The following is a 19,404-nucleotide window of genomic DNA, read 5'->3' on the forward strand; positions in this document are numbered from 1 at the left end:
GAGCAAAATTAGTGATGTTGTCCACAAAATTAGCAGACAAGCAGAAATCGGTTTTGAAAGCGCTTACTTTTTACTTGACTGAATTTTGTAATCGCTTACTTTTAACACCATATTATCAAATATAGATAAATCTTTACCAAACCATAACAACCAACGGGCGCCAGGCCCGGAAATAATAAAGGAATTCACCATGCGTAGATACCCGCGGATCCGCTGGCTGATGATAGCGTTCTGCTTTTTTGCCATCGCCATAAACTATATCGATCGCATCAATCTGGCGATCGCCGCGCCTCATATTAAGCAGGATCTTGGCCTGGACGACACCAGTATGGGATTGATTTTGGGCGCGTTTTTTTGGACATACGCCTTAATGCAGATTCCGGCAGGCCGCCTGATTGACCGGCTTGGCGCACGAACCGGACTGGCTATCGCCGTAGGCTGGTGGTCGCTGTTTACCGTGTTTACCGCTTTCGGTCGCGGCTTTACCTCTATTTTTGCCTCGCGCCTGATGCTTGGCCTGGGTGAGTCCGGCGGCTATCCCGGCTGTGCCAAAGTGGTTTATTCCTGGTTCGCTAAAAAAGAGCGCGCTACCGCCAGCGGCATTTTTGATGCCGGCCCGCGTGCAGGTAGCGCTATCGCCCTGCCGCTGGTCGCCTGGTTAATCAGCGTCTGGGACTGGGAAACCTCTTTTATCGTTACCGGTGGACTCGGGCTGGCGTGGGTCGCGGTCTGGCTGGTTTTTTACCGAGAACCGGAGGAAATGAAGGGGCTTAACGAGCAGGAACGCCAAAATCTGCTGGCTGACCGCAGCGTGCAGACGGTGGATAAGAACGAGAAGGTACGTATCGGTGGGCTGTTTCGTCATCGTACCGTCTGGGGCATGATGATCGGCTTTTTCTGCATGAATTTCGCCACCTATTTCTTTGTTACCTGGTTTCCTACCTATCTGACGATGGCGCACGGCTTTTCGTTGAAAGAGCTGGGCACGCTGGGCGCAATCCCCGCGCTGATGGGAATTCCGGGCAGCCTGTTGGGTGGGATTACCTCTGACTGGCTTTACCGTAAAGGCTTTTCACTGACCACTGCGCGCAAAGCCTGCCTGATCGGCGGCATGCTGCTCTCTTCTGTGATCGCCTTCGCCGCTTTCACCAATAGCGTGCCGGTGATCCTGACGCTGTTTTCACTGACCTACGCGGGCCTGGCCTTTACCGCTGCCAATATCTGGACGCTTCCGGCCGATGTTGCACCCAGCGCCAGCTATGTCGGTACGCTGGGCGGCATTCAGAACTTTGCCGGTAACCTGGCCGGGATTGTCACCGCCTCTTTTACCGGCCTGATGCTGACCCTCAGCCACGGCTCCTTTGTGGTACCCCTGCTGGTGGCGGGCGGCATCTGCGTGTTCGGCGCGCTCAACTTTATGTTCATTATGGGCAAAATCGAGCCGCTGCCGATTAAAAAAACCGAAACGGTGGGCCCTGTTCTGCCCGCCGACCATAAAATTTAATCCCGATGTGGAGAAAGAGCATGACCAGTGAACATCAGCTGCGCGAAGAGATCTGCCAGGTTGGCAAAAGCCTTTACGATCGGGGTTACACCGTCGGCACCGCCGGAAATATTAGCGCCCGTCTGACTGATGGCTGGCTGATTACGCCGACCGATGCCTGTCTGGGCCGCCTGACGCCGGAAAGTATTGCTAAAGTCAGCCGTAACGGCGAATGGATCTCGGGTGAAAAGCCTTCGAAAACGCTGCTGCTGCACCGCCAGGTCTACGATCGTAATCCGGAGGTTCAGGGCGTAGTACATACTCATTCCACCAACCTGGTTGGCCTGACGCTGGAAGGCGTCTGGCAGGCACAGAGCATTCTGCCGCCGATTACGCCCTATCAGGTGATGAAGGTAGGCCGTATCCCGCTGATCCGTTACTGTCGTCCCGGCGCCTCGCAAGTAGCGGAACAAGTTGCAGAACTCGCCTGCGAGGTGCGCGGCGTGATGCTGGAGCGGCTTGGCCCGGTCATCTGGGGCCGCTCGGTGCTCGCCGCCTGCTTCGCGCTGGAAGAACTGGAAGAAATTGCCCGGCTGTGGCGGCAGGCAGCGGTCAAACCACAGCCGCTGGGCGATAGCGATGTCGCAGAGTTGTGCGAGGTGTTTGCAACCCGCTGGTAACAGGCTTTTTACCCTACAAGGAAATAATAATGAAAAAAATTTATGCAGGCATGCTGCTCTCACTGGCGGCGCTGTCAGGCGCGGCCCATGCCCAAAGTCTGGTCTACGTTTCCAATGCTGAAAGCGGCACCATTACCGGCTATCAGCTGGATAAAGCAAAGAAAGCGCTGGTGCCGATCGGCAGCTTTCCGGCTGGCGCTAAAGCGATGTCCTCAGTGGTCTCGCCGGATAAAAAGATGCTTTATGTTTCTGTCCGCAGCAAGCCTTACAGTGTGGTGGCTTACCATATTCAGCCCGATGGCCAGTTAGTGAAGGCCAGCCAGTCGCCGCTGCCGGAAAGCATGGCTTATCTCTCTACCGATAAACAGGGGCATTTTCTGCTGAGCGCCTCTTACGGCGGCGATCTCTTTAGCATTAACCGTATCGACAGCGACGGCAAGGTGGAGGCTCAGCCAGTGCAGGTTGTGCATACCGGAAAGCGCGCGCACGCTATTCAGGTCGATCCCACTAACCACTTTCTTTATGTCACGCTTTTAGGCGCCGATCAGCTCCTGCAATACCGCTTTGACGCTGCCAGCGGCAAGGTGACGCCAAACGATCCGCCTTTTATTAATATTCAGAGCGAGGCAGCGACCGGCCCGCGCCATTTTGTGATTGCGCCTGATACGGATAAACAGGGCAAGCGTAGCCTATACGTGCTGACTGAAATGGCGGGCAATATTAGCCAGCTAACGCTAAACGCCGACGGCACCACAACGCCAGTCGCTACGGTGAATTCCGTATCGCCACAAGAAGATATGCAGCGCGGCGAAGCGCGTCCGCTAACAGGCGACGATGATTTGCCGCCTTCGCAAAAACCGCGCATCTGGCAGGCGGATATTCACCTGACGCCGGACGGCCGCTTTCTTTATTCCACCGAGCGCACCAGCAGCACGCTCTCCTCTTTTTCCGTGGATCCTGATGACGGTCATCTGACTTACCTCACCAGCATCAAAACCGAACAGCAGCCTCGCGGCTTCGCAATCGACAACGGCGGCCGCTTTCTGATCGAGTCCGGGCAGAAATCGACGCAGCTTTCCCTCTATTCCATCGACCCTGCCAGCGGCTCGCTCAAGCTGGATGGCCGCTACCCTACGGGCAAAGGCGCGAACTGGATATCGCTGGTCGAAGAGTAACTTTCACGGGCCCGGACGGGCCCTGTATGGCAGCAATAACAGGAGACAGTATGAAACGCAGACATTCTTTCCTTTCCGCCTTGTGCGCTACAGGTCTTTTTGCTTTTGCCGCAGTTCCCGCCGCGCACGCGGAGGAAAAAGTGGTCGCCACCGATCTGGAGCCGCTGCACCACGTTATTCTCGAAAATCAGTACGTCACGGTAATGCGCGTGATGATCCGGCCCGGCCAGTCCACGCTGTTTCATGAGCAGCATCTGGATTATGTGAATACCCATATCAACGGTAGCCTGGTGCATATTTCCTATCCCAATGAACCAGCAAAAGATACCGAGATGAAAACCGGCAACGTAAAGTTCGGCGCGCATCAGGGTAAATCTGACACCGATAAAGTCACCAATACCGGCACTACCCTGAATCATCAGGTGGCTTTTGAGATTAAGCAGCATGGCCCACAAAATTTCGGTGGCGCGACCCGACCAGATAATCCGGCTTTTCAGCAGGTTCTGGATCAGAAAACGGTTAAGGGCTGGAAAGTCACCTTACAGCCAGGCGAAAGCACCACGCTCTATACGCAGCACGGGCCTGGCGTGCGCGTCTTTTTTACCGAAGGTCGCCTGCTGGAATCCATTCCTGGCCAGCCTAATCGTAACAAAGAGATCTGGCTGCATCGCGGCGACGCCCTTCTGACCCAGCCAGGCCAGGTGGAGCTGACCAATGGCGGAGAAACCCCGCTGACCTTCAACGATTACGAGCTGCTGTAACCCCCAATGATAAAACCGCCCGGCTACAGGGCGGTCAGCCGATAAGCAGTTTTCTTTTTTATTTTACAGGAGCATGTCAGGTGAGACGATTCAGTCTGCCTTTGGCGATTAGCCTTGTCACCGGGATAGTTTCTGCTGCCGCTCAGCCGCAGGACAATGCCGATATTATCGCTAAGGGAAAATATCTTGCACAGGCCGCCGACTGCGGCGCATGCCACACATCGACGCAACAGGGCGCGCCAATGGCGGGCGGTTACGCTATTCATTCGCCGTTGGGAAATATTTACGCCAGTAATATTACTCCTTCAGTTCGTTATGGCATTGGCGAATATAGTGAAGAGGAGTTCGGGCGCGCGGTTAGGGAAGGCATAGACAAACAAGGCCGCCATCTCTATCCGGCTATGCCCTATACCGCCTATAACAAAATCACTGATGAAGATGTCCACGCCCTTTATTACTATTTTATGCACGGTGTGGCGCCGGTTGAACAAGCCGCACCTGAGACCCATTTGCCTTTCCCGTTCAGCATTCGCGCCTCTATGGCGGTTTGGAATCTGCTCTATGCTGAAAACAAAACCTTTGTGCCCGATCCCCACAAATCGCCAGAGGTAAATCGGGGTGATTATCTGGTTAACGCGCTGGCACACTGCGATACCTGCCATACGCCGCGTAACTTTTTGCTGGCGCAGAATAACGCCCGGGCTTTTTCAGGCAGCAGTTTAGGTAGCTGGTACGCGCCCAATATTACGCCCGATCTGCAATCGGGTATCGGTAGCTGGAGCAGCGACGAGCTGGCACGCTATTTAAAAACCGGCCATATCGCTAAAGCTCAGGCCGCCGGGCCGATGGCGGAGGCCGTTGAGCATGGTCTGGCGCATCTCAAAGAGACGGATATCCAGGCTATAACTGCCTATTTGCGTCAGGTTCCCGCAGTCAACAGCGGCGACAGCCGCTCGCGCGACAGTTACGGCCAGGCTTCCAGCGATGAACAGCGGCTACGTGGTCAGAAGAGCCAAAACGATGAAGGCTGGCAAATTTTCAGCGGCAGTTGCGCCAACTGCCACCAGCCACAGGGCCAGGGCAATGGGCGCTATCCCTCTCTGTTTCACAATAGCGCTACCGGCGCGGACAGACCGGACAACCTGGTTTCCGCCATTCTGTTTGGCGTGCGGCGGGATGAGGTCGCCATGCCCGCTTTCGGCCCTGATGCCGACTTCACCGATCGCCTCAGCGACCAACAGATTGCCGATGTCAGTAACTATGTGCTGAAGAATTTCGGCAACTCTTCCGTTGTCGTGACGGCTGAACGCGTTAAAGAGCTGCGGCAAGGTGGCGATACGCCTTTGCTGGTGAAACTAACCCGTCCCGCAGTTCTCACAGGATCCGCGTTAGTGATTCTGTTTATCGTTACAGGTTTCGCACTGCTTCGCCGTAAAAGGAGAGATCATGCAGCCAATTAATCCTGCTCGCCGTCGGCTGCTGAAAGGCATGGCCGCGCTGTCACTCAGCGCCTGCTGCGCCACGCTTTTTCCTCGCCAGCTTGCCGCCCAGCCTGCCGCAACCGTTGATTTTAACGCGCTGTCCACTTTTTTGGTCAGGCGACAGGTCAGCACCATTCTCAGCCAGCGCTATTACGAGGCGCTAAGCCGTCATTACGAGGGTTTTCAGATTCACCTCACCGCGTTAGCCGATTATCTTGCCACGCGGCGCTTTGCGCACGTCGATGATTTTCTTGCGGCTACGCCTGCGCAAACGCCATTTTTCCAGACGGCGGCGTTAATTATCGGCAGCTGGTATACCGGCGTGGTGGGCGAAGGCGCTGAAAGCGAGCTTATCGCTTATGCCGACGCCATGATGTATCAACCTACCCAGGGCATCCTGGTTGTCCCAACCTATGGCGGCGGCCCGGACTCCTGGGGCGACAATCCTGAAATGGCTAAACGGGAAGTTCAGCAATGAAAAATATTGATGCCGACGTGATTGTAATTGGTTCGGGCGTGATGGGCGGCCTGATAGCTACGCAGCTGGCAAAGGCGGGAAAATCGGTAATTATCGTCGAAGCGGGCCCGCGCGTTAAGCGCCAGGAGATTGTCGAACGCTTCCGTAATTCGCCGTTTAAAATGTCACTTACCAATATGAAACTCCAGGGCGTTGGTTCGCCCTATCCCGATTTGCCGCACGTTCCTTCGACCTATGGCGAGTATCTGCAGCAAACCGGCCCGGTTAAATATCCCACCAAATATCTGCGAGTGGTTGGCGGCACAACCTGGCATTTCGGCTCCGCGCTGTGGCGCATGATCCCAAACGATTTCAAACTGCAAAGCTTATATGGCCGCGGTCGTGACTGGCCGGTCTCCTATCAGGATCTTGAACCCTGGTATGGCGAGGCCGAGCGCGAACTTGGCGTATCAGGTATGGACGGCCAGGATGAAAGCGGCCAGGGTGGCGAAGCCTGGCCGCCGCGTTCTACGCCGTTTCCGATGAAAGGACTGGAGCCGAGCTATCTGTTTAAACGTCTTTCCTTACTGCTGGGTAAAGGCGGCTACCATCCGGTCATGGAGCCAAACGGCCGTGCAACCCGTCCTTACGGTCAACGGCCTGTTTGTGCAGGCAATAATAATTGCAATCCGGTATGTCCTATTGCCGCTAAGTATGACGGTTCAATGCATATTGACGAAGCGGAGCGCCACGGCGCAAGACTGTTGGATAACTCGGTAGTCTATAATATCGAAGCGGATGAGCAGGGAAATATCAGCGGTATCTGGTATCGCCGCCCCGATGGCAGTAACCATCACCTGACTGCCCGCTATTTCGTGCTTGCCGCCTACGGCATCGAATCGCCAAAGTTGCTGCTGATGTCTACTTCAGAACGCTATCCTCAGGGGATTGCCAACAGTTCCGATCAGGTCGGCCGCAATCTGATGGGCCATACAGGGATCAGTATGAATGTGGTAATGAACGAGGATGTGTGGCCGGGTCAGGGGCCAACGGAGCTTCTGGTTTACCTGAATAACCGCGACGGTGCTTTTCGCAAGGATTTTCCGAGTTATAAAATCAAAGTACGTAATACCGTGCCTACTGCGGATTATGCCGCTTCGCTGATTAAAAAAGGCGTTCTGGGCTCTAAGCTGGATGAGGAGTTAAAAAGGCTTTCCGCTCGATCTTTAAATTTCGCTATTGATTTCGAAACGCTGCCGTTGGCAGAAAACCGTATTATCCCCAGCAAAAGTAAAAAAGATGCGATAGGTATAGCCGTACCGGAAATCTATTACAGCGTTACCGACTATTGGCACGCCGGCAAAGAGCAAGGTTTGAAAGATTTTGATAACTTCGCCCGTCTTTTGAATGCTGATATATCAAAAATTGATACTGGCTATCAGGATCGCCAGCATATTATGGGAACCACTATCATGGGTGACAACCCGGATGATTCGGTAGTTAACAGACATTGCCAAAGCCACGACCACCCTAACCTGTTTATTGCTGGCACCAGCGTAATGCCTTCGGCGTCCTGCATGAATCCTACTCTGACCGGTGCCGCGCTAAGCCTGCGGCTGGCCGACTATATGCTAAATACAATTAAGATTTAAATTTACAGAATAACATTACTATTATTCCACGAGCGGATAATACCCTATCCGCTCGTGACTCTCCCGCGGCTTTCAGCTTAAAAATGCGAAGCTGATTCGGAAAAAAATGTAAATTTCATCGCTATTGTAAAAAAACAGCGAGCCATCTCTGGTATTCGATGTTAACCTTCCCTTTCCATAACAAACTCCTTTTTTATTCTTATCGGAACGCCTTAAACTGGCCCGAAATTGAATAAGGAGTTCTGCTATGTTTTATAATAATAATTTATTAAGGAAGGCAACGACCGTGCCTGTAAAGGAACACAGGTTCGCAGACATCAGCGTTTGCGAGCCGCTGAAAGGGAGAGCAGGAAAAATGAGCAGACAGACTCACCGTTTTGATCGTCTGGAGCAGGATACACGTCAGATAAAACTCGATCTGGCCGTGCTTACTGCGCGAACCGAATCCCTGGTAACCGGGAACGAGTTTAACAAAGTCGCTTCACAAATTGAAAACTTTGCCACGAGAGCCGACCTCCATGAGCTGGCAGTAAAAAGCGAAACTTTTGCGACCAAAGCCGATGTTCATGAGCTGGCGGTAAAAAGCGAGACTTTTGCGACCAAAGCCGATGTTCATGAGCTAACTGCACGAAGCGACTCTTTCGCCACGAGAGCCGACCTCCATGAGCTGGCAGCAAAAAGCGAGACTTTTGCGACCAAAGCCGATGTTCATGAGCTGGCGGTAAAAAGCGAGACTTTTGCGACCAAAGCCGATGTTCATGAGCTAACTGCACGAAGCGACTCTTTCGCCACGAAAGCCGACCTCCATGAACTGGCGGTAAAAAGCGAGACTTTTGCGACCAAAGCCGATGTTCATGAGCTAACTGCACGAAGCGACTCTTTCGCTACGAAAGCCGACCTCCATGAGCTGGCGGTAAAGAGCGAGACTTTTGCGACCAAAGCCGATGTTCATGAGCTAACTGCACGAAGCGACTCTTTCGCTACGAAAGCCGACCTCCATGAGCTGGCGGTAAAGAGCGAGACTTTTGCGACCAAAGCCGATGTTCATGAGCTAACTGCACGAAGCGACTCTTTCGCTACGAAAGCCGACCTCCATGAGCTGGCGGTAAAAAGCGAGACTTTTGCCACCAAAGCCGATGTTTATGAGCTGGCGGTAAAAAGCGAGACTTTTGCGACCAAAGCCGATGTTCATGAGCTAACTGCACGAAGCGACTCTTTCGCCACGAAAGCCAACCTTCATGAGCTGGCGGTAAAAAGCGAAACTTTTGCCACCAAAGCCGATCTCAATGAGCTGGCGGTAAAAAGCGAATCCTTTGCCACACAAAATAGTCTGACTAAGTTAAGCGTGTATGTAGAGACGCTGGCAACGCGCGATGACCTGAATTTGCTGCGGGTAGAGGTATTCAAAGCTATAACCGGCCAGACAAAATGGCTGACGGCGTGCATGTTTACAGTGGCGGCCTTGTGCCTGACCGCCGCGAAATGGCTCTTTGTCTGAATGGCGCTGGCGCTGCCTGGGGTAATTCGCAGCAATACAGCGAGAATAAAGGACGGCATCCTGCCGTCCACAGGCGTTTTACTTCAGGCGCCAGGCGGTAACGCTGTCTCCTGCTTTGGTGCCCAGTGAACCGTGCCCGCCCGCCGCGATAATAACGTACTGTTTGTTATCAGCGCCAAGATAGGTGGCTGGCGTTGCTTGTCCGCCCGCTGGCAGCTCGGTTTGCCACAGCAGTTTGCCGGTATTGATATCGTAAGCGCGGAAAAAGTTGTCCGCCGTCGCGCCATGGAAAACCAAATCGCCTGCCGTGGTCAGCGGCCCGCCATGCGCCACCATCCCCATTGGGAAACCAATCGGGAAGCGGCCCGGCAGAAAGGTGGTTTTCAGGTTTTTGGTGGTGCCTACACGACGCAGCCACTCGGTTTTGCCGGTGGTCAGATCAACGCCAACCATACGGCCCCACGGCGGCGCAATGCAGGGGATGCCCAAACCAGAGGCGAACTGTTGGATACGGATCGCATAGTCGCCCGCAAAGTTCTCATTCCAGTACGGCGTGCCGTCTTTGGTAAACAGGCGCTTGTTTTCCGTTTCCGGCGTGCGCTTAATCAGGTTGTACTTATAGGCCAGGCGCACCGGCGAGGCGACCAGAATTTGCCGCTCGGGATCGATTGCCACCGACCCCCAGTTAAAGACGCCGATATTGCCAGGGAAAACAATAGATCCCGCTTCGGTAGCCGGTGTCCAGGGGTTGCCGTCATAACGCATCGATTTAAATGTCATGCGGCAGGCCATCTGGTCAAACGGCGTCAAACCCCACATCGACTTTTCTTTTAACGGCTCGGGGATAAAGTTCAGCGCGGATACCGGCTGGGTTGGTGAGAACTTCTCGCCTTTAACGCCGCCCTGGGTAGAGACGTCTACCTGATTGATCGGATAGACGGCCTGACCGGTCAGGCGGTTTAACACAAACAGGTTGCCGGTTTTGGTCGGCAGGATCACTACCGGCTGACGGCTACCCTGATAGTCGATATCCAGTAGCGAAGGCTGCGAAGGATTATCGCGATCCCACAGGTCGTTTTTGGAGGACTGAAAGCGCCATTTGAACGCGCCGGTTTTCAGATCCAGCGCCACCAGCGTATCGCGGAATTTCTCGGTATTGCTGTCGGCATCACGACGTCCGCCCAGCTCATCAGGCGAGGCGTTACCGAATGGCACATACACCAGGCCATTTTTCAGGTCGGCGCTTAGCGTAGCCCAGGCTACCGGCGTATCCTGAGGATAGGTCTGACCCGCCGCAAGTGGCTGCGTCTGCTGCGGATTAGCCGGGTCAAAATTCCAGACCAGGCGACCGCTGTTAACATCATAAGCGCGGATCACGCCGGAGGGATTGCCGCTGTTGAAGCCGTTATCCATTACCGAACCGCCTACAATGACCAGGTTTCCCGCCACCAGTGGCGCAGAAGTCTGCATTAACGCATGCGGCCGAATAGTCCCCATATTGGCGCGCAAATCAACAATACCGTCGTTGCCGAAGTCGGCGCACGGCTTGCCGCTGTCCGCATCCAGGGCAATAAGTTTAGCGTCTGTTGTGGCATTAAAGATACGCTTGCGACACTGCGCAGGCGCAGCGGCATCAGTTGTAGCGGCGTTCTGCTTTTCTGGCGCATAATAACTGACGCCGCGGCAGGTTTGATGCTGTTGCAGATAAGAACGATCTTTCGCTGGCTGATATTTCCACTTAAGCGCGCCGGTTTCAGGGTTTAGCGCATGCACTTCGTTATGTGGCGTACAAAAATAGACGGTGTTGTTTACCTTTAGTGGCGTAGCCTCGAAAGTATATTCCGTCGCATCCTGTTCGTTACTTAAATCGCCGGTATGATAGGTCCAGGCCATTTGCAGATCGCTGACGTTATCTTTAGTAATCTGTTTGAGACTGGAGAAGCGCAGGCCGTTGCTGGTGCCCCCGTAGGCCGCCCAGTCGTCACCGGCAACAGCAGTGTCAACCGGATTACGTTTGTTAGTCAGGTTACCTTCCTGCGGATAAGGATCGTAGAAAGACAGGCCAATAACCAGGGCGATCATAATGATAACCGTGGTGCCAAGGAAAGGATGAAAGCCGCTGGATTTGCCTGAAGACTGAGCTTTTGACAGCGGACGCACAATCCATGGCAAGGCAAGCCAGACGCCAATCAGACCGATAACATCCCCGCGCGGGATCCACTGCCACTTGTCCAGACCCACTTCGTAAAGGATCCAGGCCAGTACCAGCCACATCAAAACCGCATAGACAGACAGCGCGATTTTTTTCTTTTTGAACAGCGCGAAGGCCGTAATCAGCAGGCCGATCGCCATCACAACATAGAACGGCGAGCCGCCGAGCAGCAGCAATTTCCCGCCCATGTAAAGCATAGCGATGCCGACAATCGCTATAACAATACTCGTTAGTTTTATCATTTTCGTCTCTCAAGGTAACCACAGGGATGGTTTGAATTTTTAATTACAATTTAACAACATAAAATTAACTAAAATTATTCGAAAAGAAAATACCAATTAATTTATGTATTTTAGGTGATAATTGAGGGACGGAAGGATTATGTCGCGTACGCGCTGATTGCCTGTTAAAAGAGGAGCAGCAAGCTTTTTTCAAAGCGCTACGGTAGCCGCAATATCAGGCAGTCAGTAAGGGGCGTTATGGCTATAAACTGTAAACAGGCTGGAAGGAAATCATCGGTAATTTATGCTCCAGCTCGCTTAAATAATGTGGAGGTACGATGCGTTTCTACTATGAAAAGCAGGCAAGCTGCCTGCATTACAGTAAGTAGGAAGAAAAAAGCAACGTACCAGATAGACGCGTCGGGTAGTCTGGTTTAGCAAAAAAAACTGCACGCGAGCCCGATAAGAGCAGCCTGCGCCTGAGCACAAACTATTGCTTAGCTGACGAGGTTTCCCTCGCCGCGCAGCGAATTGCTACTTGTTGTACAGTGCTCTTAATTTTTCCTGATAAACGTCGATATCGTGCTCTTTCTTGATCCTTCCGATAGAGGCGTTAGCTTTGGCGTTAATCTGTTCCGGATCACGCACAATATCTTCAATAATGGCTTTCATCTGCGCCACCGTTTTCTTACGCAAACCGTCACGCTGCAGACACGAAGTAACCGCATAATCACAGTCCTCGTTTAGTTCATGTTTTATCATCCAGCCCGCTTCCGGCGGATTGATTTCGGGCAGCGCACGCACGTTAGTGGTAATAACCGGACAGCCGCAGGACTGCATTTCCAGTACCGAGAAACCATAGGTCTCGGCCCACGTAGGTAACAATCCGACATCTGCTCGCTGCAGCAGTTGCATAATCTTGTCATTTGGCATTGCGCTGGCGTGTTCGATAAAATTGTGGCGCGCAATGGCCGCTTCCGTTTCGCTGGCAAAGACCGGATCGTCCTGATAGTTGCTAAAAGCGTAATTATTGGTTTTGCCGAGGTCACCAATCAGCGTAACCCTGACCTGTTCCGGCTGAATTTTGCCCTCTTTAATCAGCTCGTCGAAAGTGCGTACTATTTCACCGCCGCCCTTACGGTAAAAATCTCTGCCGACAAAAACAAAGTGTACCGGATCGGCTTCCTTACGCGGCTGGCGTTCAGTTACAAAGAGCTTTTGCGGTGGATGCAGTACCACCAGTTTTTCGCGCAAGGTGCGCATCAGCTCCGGATTATCTTTAAACAGCTTCATCTCAAGATTGTAAGCCGCGCCGGAAAGCGCTATCAGCGCCAGGCAGTTTTTTTCCATCAGCGCTGCAGAATGCCTCTTTAGCCTGATGTCAAAGCTGTCGTCATTGCTCCCTCTGCGCGGCAGGATGCGCGGCAGTTCAGTTTCGAATGTGACGACCCATTTGCGATTGGTGATAGCTATCTCATTGAAAACATGAAAAATGTCGATATTTTTTTCCTGAGATCCCACTATCGGGCGAAACAGAAAAATCTTATTCTTTTTTAAGAATTTCATGTTGACGAGATTTATATAAGAATAAATATTCTTCTTTTTGAAGTTCACGTATTCCACGTCAGCATCAACAATTATTGTTCTTTTTTCAGGATAATTATCGTTAGATACGCCAACTCTCATACCGCCACCTCATAGAAATTAATGCCAACTGTACTGAGCAATGTTATCAAAATTGAAATTTTCCCTGGTCTTCCTGCCATGATGCTCTGATACTTCACCACATTGTCCCCGGCAATTAAATATAGACATATTCTTAATATCGTCGATCTCTGAAGGCGTTAGCGACACCGTCTCGCTTGGCCTGCGTGAGAAAGTTAATATAAAGTTAAATAATCAAGACGAAGTGTTGCCATTTTATAATTAATAGTGGCCACAGGCAATCGAATAAATTGATTCCATTAGAAATAATTTCCTATGTGACCATGTAACCTTCCTTACTATATGCCGGGGAGTCACCCGGATTGACCTGCCTGCACGGTGAACCTTTATCATTAAGAGCAAAAATGAATCAGGACCATATATTATTGAAGACTTACTACAAACAGGGCTCCATTCGCTGCTTTCTTACCTGAAAACTTTACGTAACCTAATATAATACGCAAGCCTGATTGTGCAGTTCGCCCTTTTTTCCGACGGAAACAGCCTATTAATCAGCTTAAGCTGGGTAAAAATTAATAGTTAGGCTTACGTTTTATTTGTTATCACTAAACATAAAAGGAAATGCAAATCTGTAATTAAGATATATCTGCATTTGCCATTCAGGGGAGTTTTTTTGTTTAAAGTTGCAAAAAATAGTACAGGCAGTCCAAAAGCAAATCATTTGAATAAGAAACATCTTATTAAACATTTTTCCCGTTAATTTCGGAAAGGTTGTAAAAACAGCTTTTTTGATCTTTTTTCAGCAGGTGCCCGGTTTCGCGTGCTTCACCTTTGGCTGGCCTTGCCGTTTCCCGGTCTTGCTATCACATAGCCGTCGCATCTTATTTGCCAACAGGCTACACTCCGGCAACGCTTTTGATCCGCAGGAAGCCTATGCTGAAAGATAATTTTAACGATCTGATTTCACTGATGATGGTCGCTCGCGAAAGAAGTTTTACCAAAGCGGCCGCAAAACTGGGCGTTTCCCAGTCTGCCCTCAGCCACGCTATCCGGGGACTGGAGGAGCGGCTTGAACTTCGTTTGCTGACACGTACTACGCGCAGCGTTGCGCCTACGGAAGCAGGCGAACATCTGATCAAAACTATCGGCCCACATCTGGAAGAGATCGAAAACGAGCTCAACGCCCTGCGCGAGCTACGTGACAAACCTTCAGGCAATATTCGCCTGAACGTCAGTGAGCATGCGCTGGGTTTTGCCCTGTGGCCCACCGTTGAGCAATTTCTGCTTGCCTGGCCGGAAGTAAACATCGAAATTATCTCCGATAATTCGCTGGCGGATATCGTCAGTGGACGCTTTGATGCAGGTGTCCGCTTAGGCGAACAGGTCGCTAAGGATATGATTGCGGTCAGGATTGGCCCGGACTGGCGTATGGTGGTGGTAGGTTCTCCGGCTTATTTCGCCCGCTATGGCAAGCCGGAGGCACCGCAGGATTTGCAGCAGCATAACTGCATCAACATGCGTTTGCCGACCATGGGCGGCCTTTACGCCTGGGAGTTTGCCAAAGATCAGCGTGAAATTCGCGTCAAGGTTGAAGGCCAGCTGACGCTAAATAATTTACAGACACGTGTCAAAGCTGCTATAGCCGGAGTCGGTTTGGCGATGGTGCCTGAGGATACCGTTGAGGAGGCCGTCAAAACGGGCCAGCTTGAAAGGGTGCTTGAAGACTGGTGCGCGCCCTTCCCCGGCTATTTTCTCTATTATCCCAGCCGTCGCCAGCACACTTCCGCCTTCGCCAAATTTATCGAAGCGGTGCGTTATAGCGGGTGATTGCAGGGCGGATGTGGCTAGCTGCGTTCGATTTTGCGTGCCGCCTCGTCCAGCGCGTCGATAATATCGTACAGCGTTTGCTGCGGCAGATTGAGCTGCGAGAGGCGCATATTCAGCGCGGTGCGCATATTATTGATGGCCCGCTCCACTTCCGGGATGCTGCGGTTGTTCACCAACACCGCCATTGAGCTAAGCCGATTAATAATAAATTGCAGGCTATCCCGATGAGCTGCCAACTGGCGCTCGCCTTCGGCGGTAAGGCTATAGGCTTTGCGCGCCGCATGCGGATCGCGGGACTCAATACACTCCATCTCTTCCAGCAGCGTCAGGTTGGGATAGATAATGCCCGGGCTGGGGCTGTATTCCCCTTTAGACAGCTCCTCGATCGACTTGATTAACTCATAGCCATGCGCGGTGCCCTGCGAGATAAAATGCAGGATTAGCAAACGAATATCGCTGGCATCCAACATCTTTTCGCGCCGCTTTTTACGTACGCCGCAGGCCGGGCCGCCGGGAAAACCCTGTTGAGAATGTTGCTGTGATTTCATTGCCTGCTGCGCCTTAACTGAAAGGGAAGAAATAGTAAGTTAGCCCCCGGCAAAATACAACAACCCTACTTCTGGTGCCAGTAAGCTACGGCACGGACAAAATCGCCATCGCATCCGCGCTTTTCGATAAAATAATCGCTAAGCTGTTTCACCGCTGCGCCCTCGCCTGTCAGCCAGATAAAATAGTCATCCTGCGGCACAGCCAGCGCTTCCAGCCTGGCGATCAGCAACTCTGTGCCAGCCTGCATTTTACCACTGCCCAGCCAGAAGATTTCCGCGTTCGGCAGATTGCCCAGGTAGGCTTTGCCAATAGCCTCATCCACGAAGGCGTATAGCCTGACCGGGCGGTCGCCGAGTGAGGCATGACGGCGCTTAAACGCAGGCAGCCCTGTTTCGTCGCAGACATAGAGCTGAAAAGCATAATCTTCCGGTACGATCAGCGAACCACGTGGGCCGCCAATAGCCAGTTTATCGCCAGGATGCGCCGTAGCAGCCCAGTCGCTGGCGACACCGGAATCATGGCGATAAAAATCCAGCGTCAGCCTGTTTTTACGCGGGTCAAAGCAAAGCGGCGTATAGTCGCGCGCCAGGGGACGAATGCCATCTTTCCATACCACGCCCTCTGCCGTCACTTCCGGCAGGTAAAGTTCATTTGTAGCGGGATCCGGAAAGAAGACTTTAATATGATCGTCAAAACCCGCTGAGTTAAAGCCGGATAACGCCTCGCCGCCTAACTCAATGCGGTAGAAACTGTTGGCGATAAAGGTTTTCGCCACTACTTCCACAGAGCGAAAACGCAGTTCATTTCTTACGCGACGGGGAGCGCGACCCATTTTTTCGGTCAAAATATTTCTCCTGACGGGCCGTGACCCGCATTTGTAAATCGGAACTATTCGCAATAACGCTGGAAAATATATCTATGATATATCTTAACCGCAAGGGGATTTTGCCTGGCTGCGCTTTTCGTCAGCACAAATAGTTCGTTATCCTGTACTCACGCATATGATAAAGAATTAACCGAGGTTCTCGTGACAACAGTCACTACCCCGCTATACGCACATAAAAAAGCCGCCAGCAAAAATGCTGGCGGCCTGGCCAACCTAAGACTTATTTACTGCGCAGCTGCGCTGGTTACGCGCCAGACCACATTTCCGGCATCGTCCGCGATCAGTAATCCGCCCTGCTTATCCATAGTCAGCCCTACTGGCAAACCGTGCACTCCCTTCTGGTCATCGGTTAAAAAACCGGTGACCACTGGCTCAGGCTGCCCTTGCGGCACGCCGTCGCGGAAGGCAACCCAGACCACCTGATAACCGTTGAGCGGCTTGCGGTTCCAGCTACCGTGCTCACTGACAAAAGCGCCGCCGCGATATTTTTCCGGCAGGCCTGTGCCGTTGTAGAACCACAGCCCAAGCGGCGCTACGTGCGAGCTAAGCGCATAGTCTGGCTTAATGGCTTTCTTAACCAAATCAGGACGCTGCGGCTGGGCGCGCTCATCGACATGCTGGCCGTAATAGCTATAGGGCCAGCCATAAAAACCGCCTTCCTGCACATGGGTCATATAATCCGGCACCAGATCGGCGCCGATCTCGTCGCGTTCGTTGACGATAGCCCAGAGCTGGCCGGTCTGCGGTTCCCACTGCATGCCGGTAGGGTTGCGTAGCCCGCTGGCGTAAATACGGCTGGCGCCTGTCGCGGCGTCTACCTCCAGAATGGCAGCGCGGCGGTACTCAGCGCCAATACCGTTTTCAGTGATATTACTGTTGGAACCTATACCAACATAAAGCTTGCTGCCGTCCTGGCTTGCCAACAGCGCTTTTGTCCAGTGATGGTTAATCGGGCCGCCGGGCAGCTCGGTTAATTCAGTGCCGGGATCGGTGATTTTGGTCGCCCCGCTTTCATAGCGATATTTCATCAGCGAGTCAGCGTTCGCCACATAAAGCGTATTGCCCACCAGCTGGACGCCAAACGGTGAACGCAGGTTCTCCAGGAAAGGGAATTTCTGCCAGCTTTTCCCGTCGCTGCTGCGCAGCAGCGTAATACGATTGCCGCCCGCTCCGCCTTTGCCGGAGGCATTTTTAACCAGTCCGGTGATCAGCTGTTTGGGCTGGCTGGTCGGCGCTTTCGGTCCGCTGGCCTCCACGACCAAAATATCGCCATTCGGCAGCGTATAGAGCTGACGCGGATGCAGCAGGCCATCCGCTACCTTTTCAATTTTCAGCCCCTCGGCCACCTTAGGTTTTTCGCCCTCTTTCCAGGGCGTGCCGCTCGGCACCTGCATCGGCGGCACCAGAAAATTTTTCGCCGCAGGCAGCTCTGGATTAGCGCCCGTTTGCTTTGCGGGATCGATTTTAGCGCCATCGTCGCAGCCGCCAAGCAGCAGAGCAACCGAAACGGCCAGCAGCGAGAGCGTGGTTGAAGTTTTCATGACTCCTCCTTAAGCGGCGCGATCGCGCACGGCGAGCTGCACGTTGGCGAACAGCATCAGGATCACCGCCAAAGCGGAGAGAATAACGCCCGCAGGCACTACGCCGAAGGCGTCGCGGCTGTGAATAAAGGCGTTAAAGATTTCCAGCACGATAGCCAGCAGATAGGCCCAAAAATGCACCTTCACCGCCGAACCCTGCGGATAAGAGACGCCGACCCAGACCTGCACCAGGTTAATCAGGCGCGGAATAATCGCCAGCACCAGACCGATGGCGATAAGCCAGCTGGCTGCCCGCGTCCAGAGGATTTCGGTGCTGTTAATATAGATAATGTCGAAGATTAAGCCGCCGACAAAAAAGCCGAGCGGAACGGGATGAAACAGGGCATAGACGGCCACCGCGAAGGGGGAATGGCGTGATGTTGCCTGGGAAGTCATTTACCGGCTCCTTATACAGGGAAAACGGGCGCGGCCAAACGGCCACGCCAACTGTAAAAGATTAGTAAATTTAATAACTTCTTGTTTGCTAATGTGAAGAAAAATGTCTGGCCAGCTTTTTTTCAGACTTCCGCCAGCGCCGCTTTAGCTAATTTGCTGGCGCAGCGAGGCCAGCGATTGCCGCTGCTGACCCGTTTCGTCGAAATTAGCGGCATCCAGCCAACTCATAAAGGCCTGGCGCAGCGCGGGCCATTCGCTGTCGATAACAGAGAACCAGGTAGTATCGCGGCTACGTCCTCTGTAGACGATAGCCTGGCGAAAAAGCCCTTCGTAGCTAAACCCAAGCCGCTCCGCCGCTTTACGTGAAGGCGCATTCAGGCTGTCGCACTTCCATTCATAACGGCGATAGCCCAACACCTCAAAGACGTAACGCATCAGCAGAAAATGGCTTTCCGTAGAGAGCGGCGTACGCTTAAGCAAAGGTGAAAAAGTGACGTGCCCAACCTCTATTACGCCGTGCGCCGGTTCAATCCGCATCAGCGCCAGCGTGCCGACCGCCCGTCCGCTTTGCAGATCGATAACGGCGAAGTGCAGTGGATCGCGGCTGGCTTCGGCTGTGGCGAGATAGTCATAAAGCTCATCGGCGGTAAAAGGCCCGGAAAAGAGATAAGTCCAGTCGCGGCCATCTTCGGCACTGCTCCAGGCAGCCAGCAAATCTTCATAGTGACGCGCGCTTTCCAACGGCTCCAGTCGGCAAAAACGGCCTGCAAGCATTGTTCTCTGCGGATAAGGACGCGGCGTCCAGTCCGGCAGCGGTTCGCCAACCGGCTGCTGATATGCATTAAGTCTGACGGTCAACTTACACCTCCCTTGCTAAATAA

The 19,404-nt window shown here is 52.9% G+C and carries 16 protein-coding genes; 9 read left to right on the top strand and 7 right to left on the bottom strand.

What is annotated here, in order from left to right; genetic code table 11:
• Positions 1 to 190: 190 nt before the first annotated feature.
• The 8 genes from ACETPC_RS03590 (at position 191) to ACETPC_RS03625 (ending at position 9,187) form a co-directional block, all read left to right on the top strand.
• Positions 191 to 1,504 carry an MFS transporter gene (locus ACETPC_RS03590; RefSeq protein ID WP_380178664.1) on the top strand — a complete coding sequence of 438 codons (1,314 nt, stop codon included), beginning with the start codon at positions 191 to 193 and terminating at the stop codon, positions 1,502 to 1,504.
• A gap of 20 nt (positions 1,505 to 1,524) precedes the next feature.
• Complete coding sequence (locus ACETPC_RS03595) at positions 1,525 to 2,163, top strand: aldolase (RefSeq protein WP_380178666.1); 639 nt, start codon at positions 1,525 to 1,527, stop codon at positions 2,161 to 2,163.
• 29 nt (positions 2,164 to 2,192) lie between these two features.
• Positions 2,193 to 3,338: a lactonase family protein gene (locus ACETPC_RS03600; protein ID WP_380178668.1), complete on the top strand. Its 1,146-nt coding sequence runs from the start codon at positions 2,193 to 2,195 to the stop codon at positions 3,336 to 3,338.
• A gap of 50 nt (positions 3,339 to 3,388) precedes the next feature.
• The gene (locus ACETPC_RS03605) at positions 3,389 to 4,099 is read left to right on the top strand and encodes a hypothetical protein (RefSeq protein ID WP_380178670.1); all 711 of its coding nucleotides are present in this window, start codon (positions 3,389 to 3,391) and stop codon (positions 4,097 to 4,099) included.
• Between the two features lie 80 nt (positions 4,100 to 4,179).
• On the top strand, positions 4,180 to 5,559 hold the full coding sequence (locus ACETPC_RS03610) for a c-type cytochrome (RefSeq protein WP_380178671.1): 1,380 nt from the start codon (positions 4,180 to 4,182) through the stop codon (positions 5,557 to 5,559).
• Positions 5,546 to 6,058 (top strand): sugar dehydrogenase complex small subunit, encoded by a 513-nt coding sequence (locus tag ACETPC_RS03615; protein ID WP_380178673.1) that lies wholly within the window; start codon positions 5,546 to 5,548, stop codon positions 6,056 to 6,058. The genes ACETPC_RS03610 and ACETPC_RS03615 overlap by 14 nt, the downstream gene beginning before the upstream one ends.
• A complete protein-coding gene (locus ACETPC_RS03620) occupies positions 6,055 to 7,689 on the top strand; it encodes a GMC family oxidoreductase (RefSeq protein WP_380178674.1) in 1,635 nt (544 codons plus the stop codon). Before ACETPC_RS03615 ends, ACETPC_RS03620 begins: the two co-directional genes overlap by 4 nt.
• Positions 7,690 to 8,044: 355 nt before the next feature.
• Positions 8,045 to 9,187 carry a hypothetical protein gene (locus ACETPC_RS03625; protein WP_380178676.1) on the top strand — a complete coding sequence of 381 codons (1,143 nt, stop codon included), beginning with the start codon at positions 8,045 to 8,047 and terminating at the stop codon, positions 9,185 to 9,187.
• 78 nt (positions 9,188 to 9,265) lie between these two features.
• Here the strand turns inward: ACETPC_RS03625 and ACETPC_RS03630 are convergent, their stop codons facing one another.
• Positions 9,266 to 11,641, bottom strand: coding sequence for a membrane-bound PQQ-dependent dehydrogenase, glucose/quinate/shikimate family (locus ACETPC_RS03630; protein WP_380178678.1), 2,376 nt, complete (start codon positions 11,639 to 11,641; stop codon positions 9,266 to 9,268).
• A gap of 513 nt (positions 11,642 to 12,154) precedes the next feature.
• Positions 12,155 to 13,186: a glycosyltransferase family 4 protein gene (locus ACETPC_RS03635; RefSeq protein ID WP_380178680.1), complete on the bottom strand. Its 1,032-nt coding sequence runs from the start codon at positions 13,184 to 13,186 to the stop codon at positions 12,155 to 12,157.
• Positions 13,187 to 14,218: 1,032 nt separating this feature from the next.
• Between ACETPC_RS03635 and ACETPC_RS03640 the strand changes: the two genes are divergently transcribed.
• Complete coding sequence (locus ACETPC_RS03640; RefSeq protein WP_380178682.1) at positions 14,219 to 15,112, top strand: LysR family transcriptional regulator; 894 nt, start codon at positions 14,219 to 14,221, stop codon at positions 15,110 to 15,112.
• Positions 15,113 to 15,129: 17 nt separating this feature from the next.
• Here ACETPC_RS03640 and ACETPC_RS03645 read toward each other — a convergent pair whose 3' ends face one another.
• From ACETPC_RS03645 to ACETPC_RS03665, 5 genes are all read right to left on the bottom strand, one after another.
• A complete protein-coding gene (locus ACETPC_RS03645; protein WP_380178684.1) occupies positions 15,130 to 15,660 on the bottom strand; it encodes a PadR family transcriptional regulator in 531 nt (176 codons plus the stop codon).
• Positions 15,661 to 15,725: 65 nt separating this feature from the next.
• Positions 15,726 to 16,493 carry a siderophore-interacting protein gene (locus ACETPC_RS03650; RefSeq protein WP_380178859.1) on the bottom strand — a complete coding sequence of 256 codons (768 nt, stop codon included), beginning with the start codon at positions 16,491 to 16,493 and terminating at the stop codon, positions 15,726 to 15,728.
• A 278-nt stretch (positions 16,494 to 16,771) separates the two neighbouring features.
• A complete protein-coding gene (locus ACETPC_RS03655) occupies positions 16,772 to 18,088 on the bottom strand; it encodes a PQQ-dependent sugar dehydrogenase (RefSeq protein WP_380178685.1) in 1,317 nt (438 codons plus the stop codon).
• Positions 18,089 to 18,097: 9 nt separating this feature from the next.
• Positions 18,098 to 18,523, bottom strand: a complete 426-nt coding sequence (locus ACETPC_RS03660; protein ID WP_380178687.1) for a DUF2231 domain-containing protein — start codon at positions 18,521 to 18,523, stop codon at positions 18,098 to 18,100.
• Positions 18,524 to 18,667: 144 nt separating this feature from the next.
• Positions 18,668 to 19,381: a GNAT family N-acetyltransferase gene (locus ACETPC_RS03665; RefSeq protein ID WP_380178688.1), complete on the bottom strand. Its 714-nt coding sequence runs from the start codon at positions 19,379 to 19,381 to the stop codon at positions 18,668 to 18,670.
• Between the last annotated feature and the right edge of the window lie 23 nt (positions 19,382 to 19,404).

This window comes from Pantoea sp. sgz302252 (assembly GCF_042610525.1).
Taxonomy (GTDB): Bacteria; Pseudomonadota; Gammaproteobacteria; order Enterobacterales; family Enterobacteriaceae; genus Erwinia.

Bases quoted from the DNA above. Each gene is read 5' to 3' on its own strand.
- ACETPC_RS03630 (WP_380178678.1), bottom strand. From the start codon at position 11,641: ATGATAAAACTAACGAGTATTGTTATAGCGATTGTCGGCATCGCTATG.
- ACETPC_RS03625 (WP_380178676.1), top strand. From the start codon at position 8,045: ATGAGCAGACAGACTCACCGTTTTGATCGTCTGGAGCAGGATACACGT.
- ACETPC_RS03645 (WP_380178684.1), bottom strand. From the start codon at position 15,660: ATGAAATCACAGCAACATTCTCAACAGGGTTTTCCCGGCGGCCCGGCC.
- ACETPC_RS03605 (WP_380178670.1), top strand. From the start codon at position 3,389: ATGAAACGCAGACATTCTTTCCTTTCCGCCTTGTGCGCTACAGGTCTT.
- ACETPC_RS03590 (WP_380178664.1), top strand. From the start codon at position 191: ATGCGTAGATACCCGCGGATCCGCTGGCTGATGATAGCGTTCTGCTTT.
- ACETPC_RS03655 (WP_380178685.1), bottom strand. From the start codon at position 18,088: ATGAAAACTTCAACCACGCTCTCGCTGCTGGCCGTTTCGGTTGCTCTG.
- ACETPC_RS03650 (WP_380178859.1), bottom strand. From the start codon at position 16,493: ATGGGTCGCGCTCCCCGTCGCGTAAGAAATGAACTGCGTTTTCGCTCT.
- ACETPC_RS03660 (WP_380178687.1), bottom strand. From the start codon at position 18,523: ATGACTTCCCAGGCAACATCACGCCATTCCCCCTTCGCGGTGGCCGTC.
- ACETPC_RS03635 (WP_380178680.1), bottom strand. From the start codon at position 13,186: ATGAAATTCTTAAAAAAGAATAAGATTTTTCTGTTTCGCCCGATAGTG.
- ACETPC_RS03620 (WP_380178674.1), top strand. From the start codon at position 6,055: ATGAAAAATATTGATGCCGACGTGATTGTAATTGGTTCGGGCGTGATG.
- ACETPC_RS03595 (WP_380178666.1), top strand. From the start codon at position 1,525: ATGACCAGTGAACATCAGCTGCGCGAAGAGATCTGCCAGGTTGGCAAA.
- ACETPC_RS03615 (WP_380178673.1), top strand. From the start codon at position 5,546: ATGCAGCCAATTAATCCTGCTCGCCGTCGGCTGCTGAAAGGCATGGCC.
- ACETPC_RS03600 (WP_380178668.1), top strand. From the start codon at position 2,193: ATGAAAAAAATTTATGCAGGCATGCTGCTCTCACTGGCGGCGCTGTCA.
- ACETPC_RS03640 (WP_380178682.1), top strand. From the start codon at position 14,219: ATGCTGAAAGATAATTTTAACGATCTGATTTCACTGATGATGGTCGCT.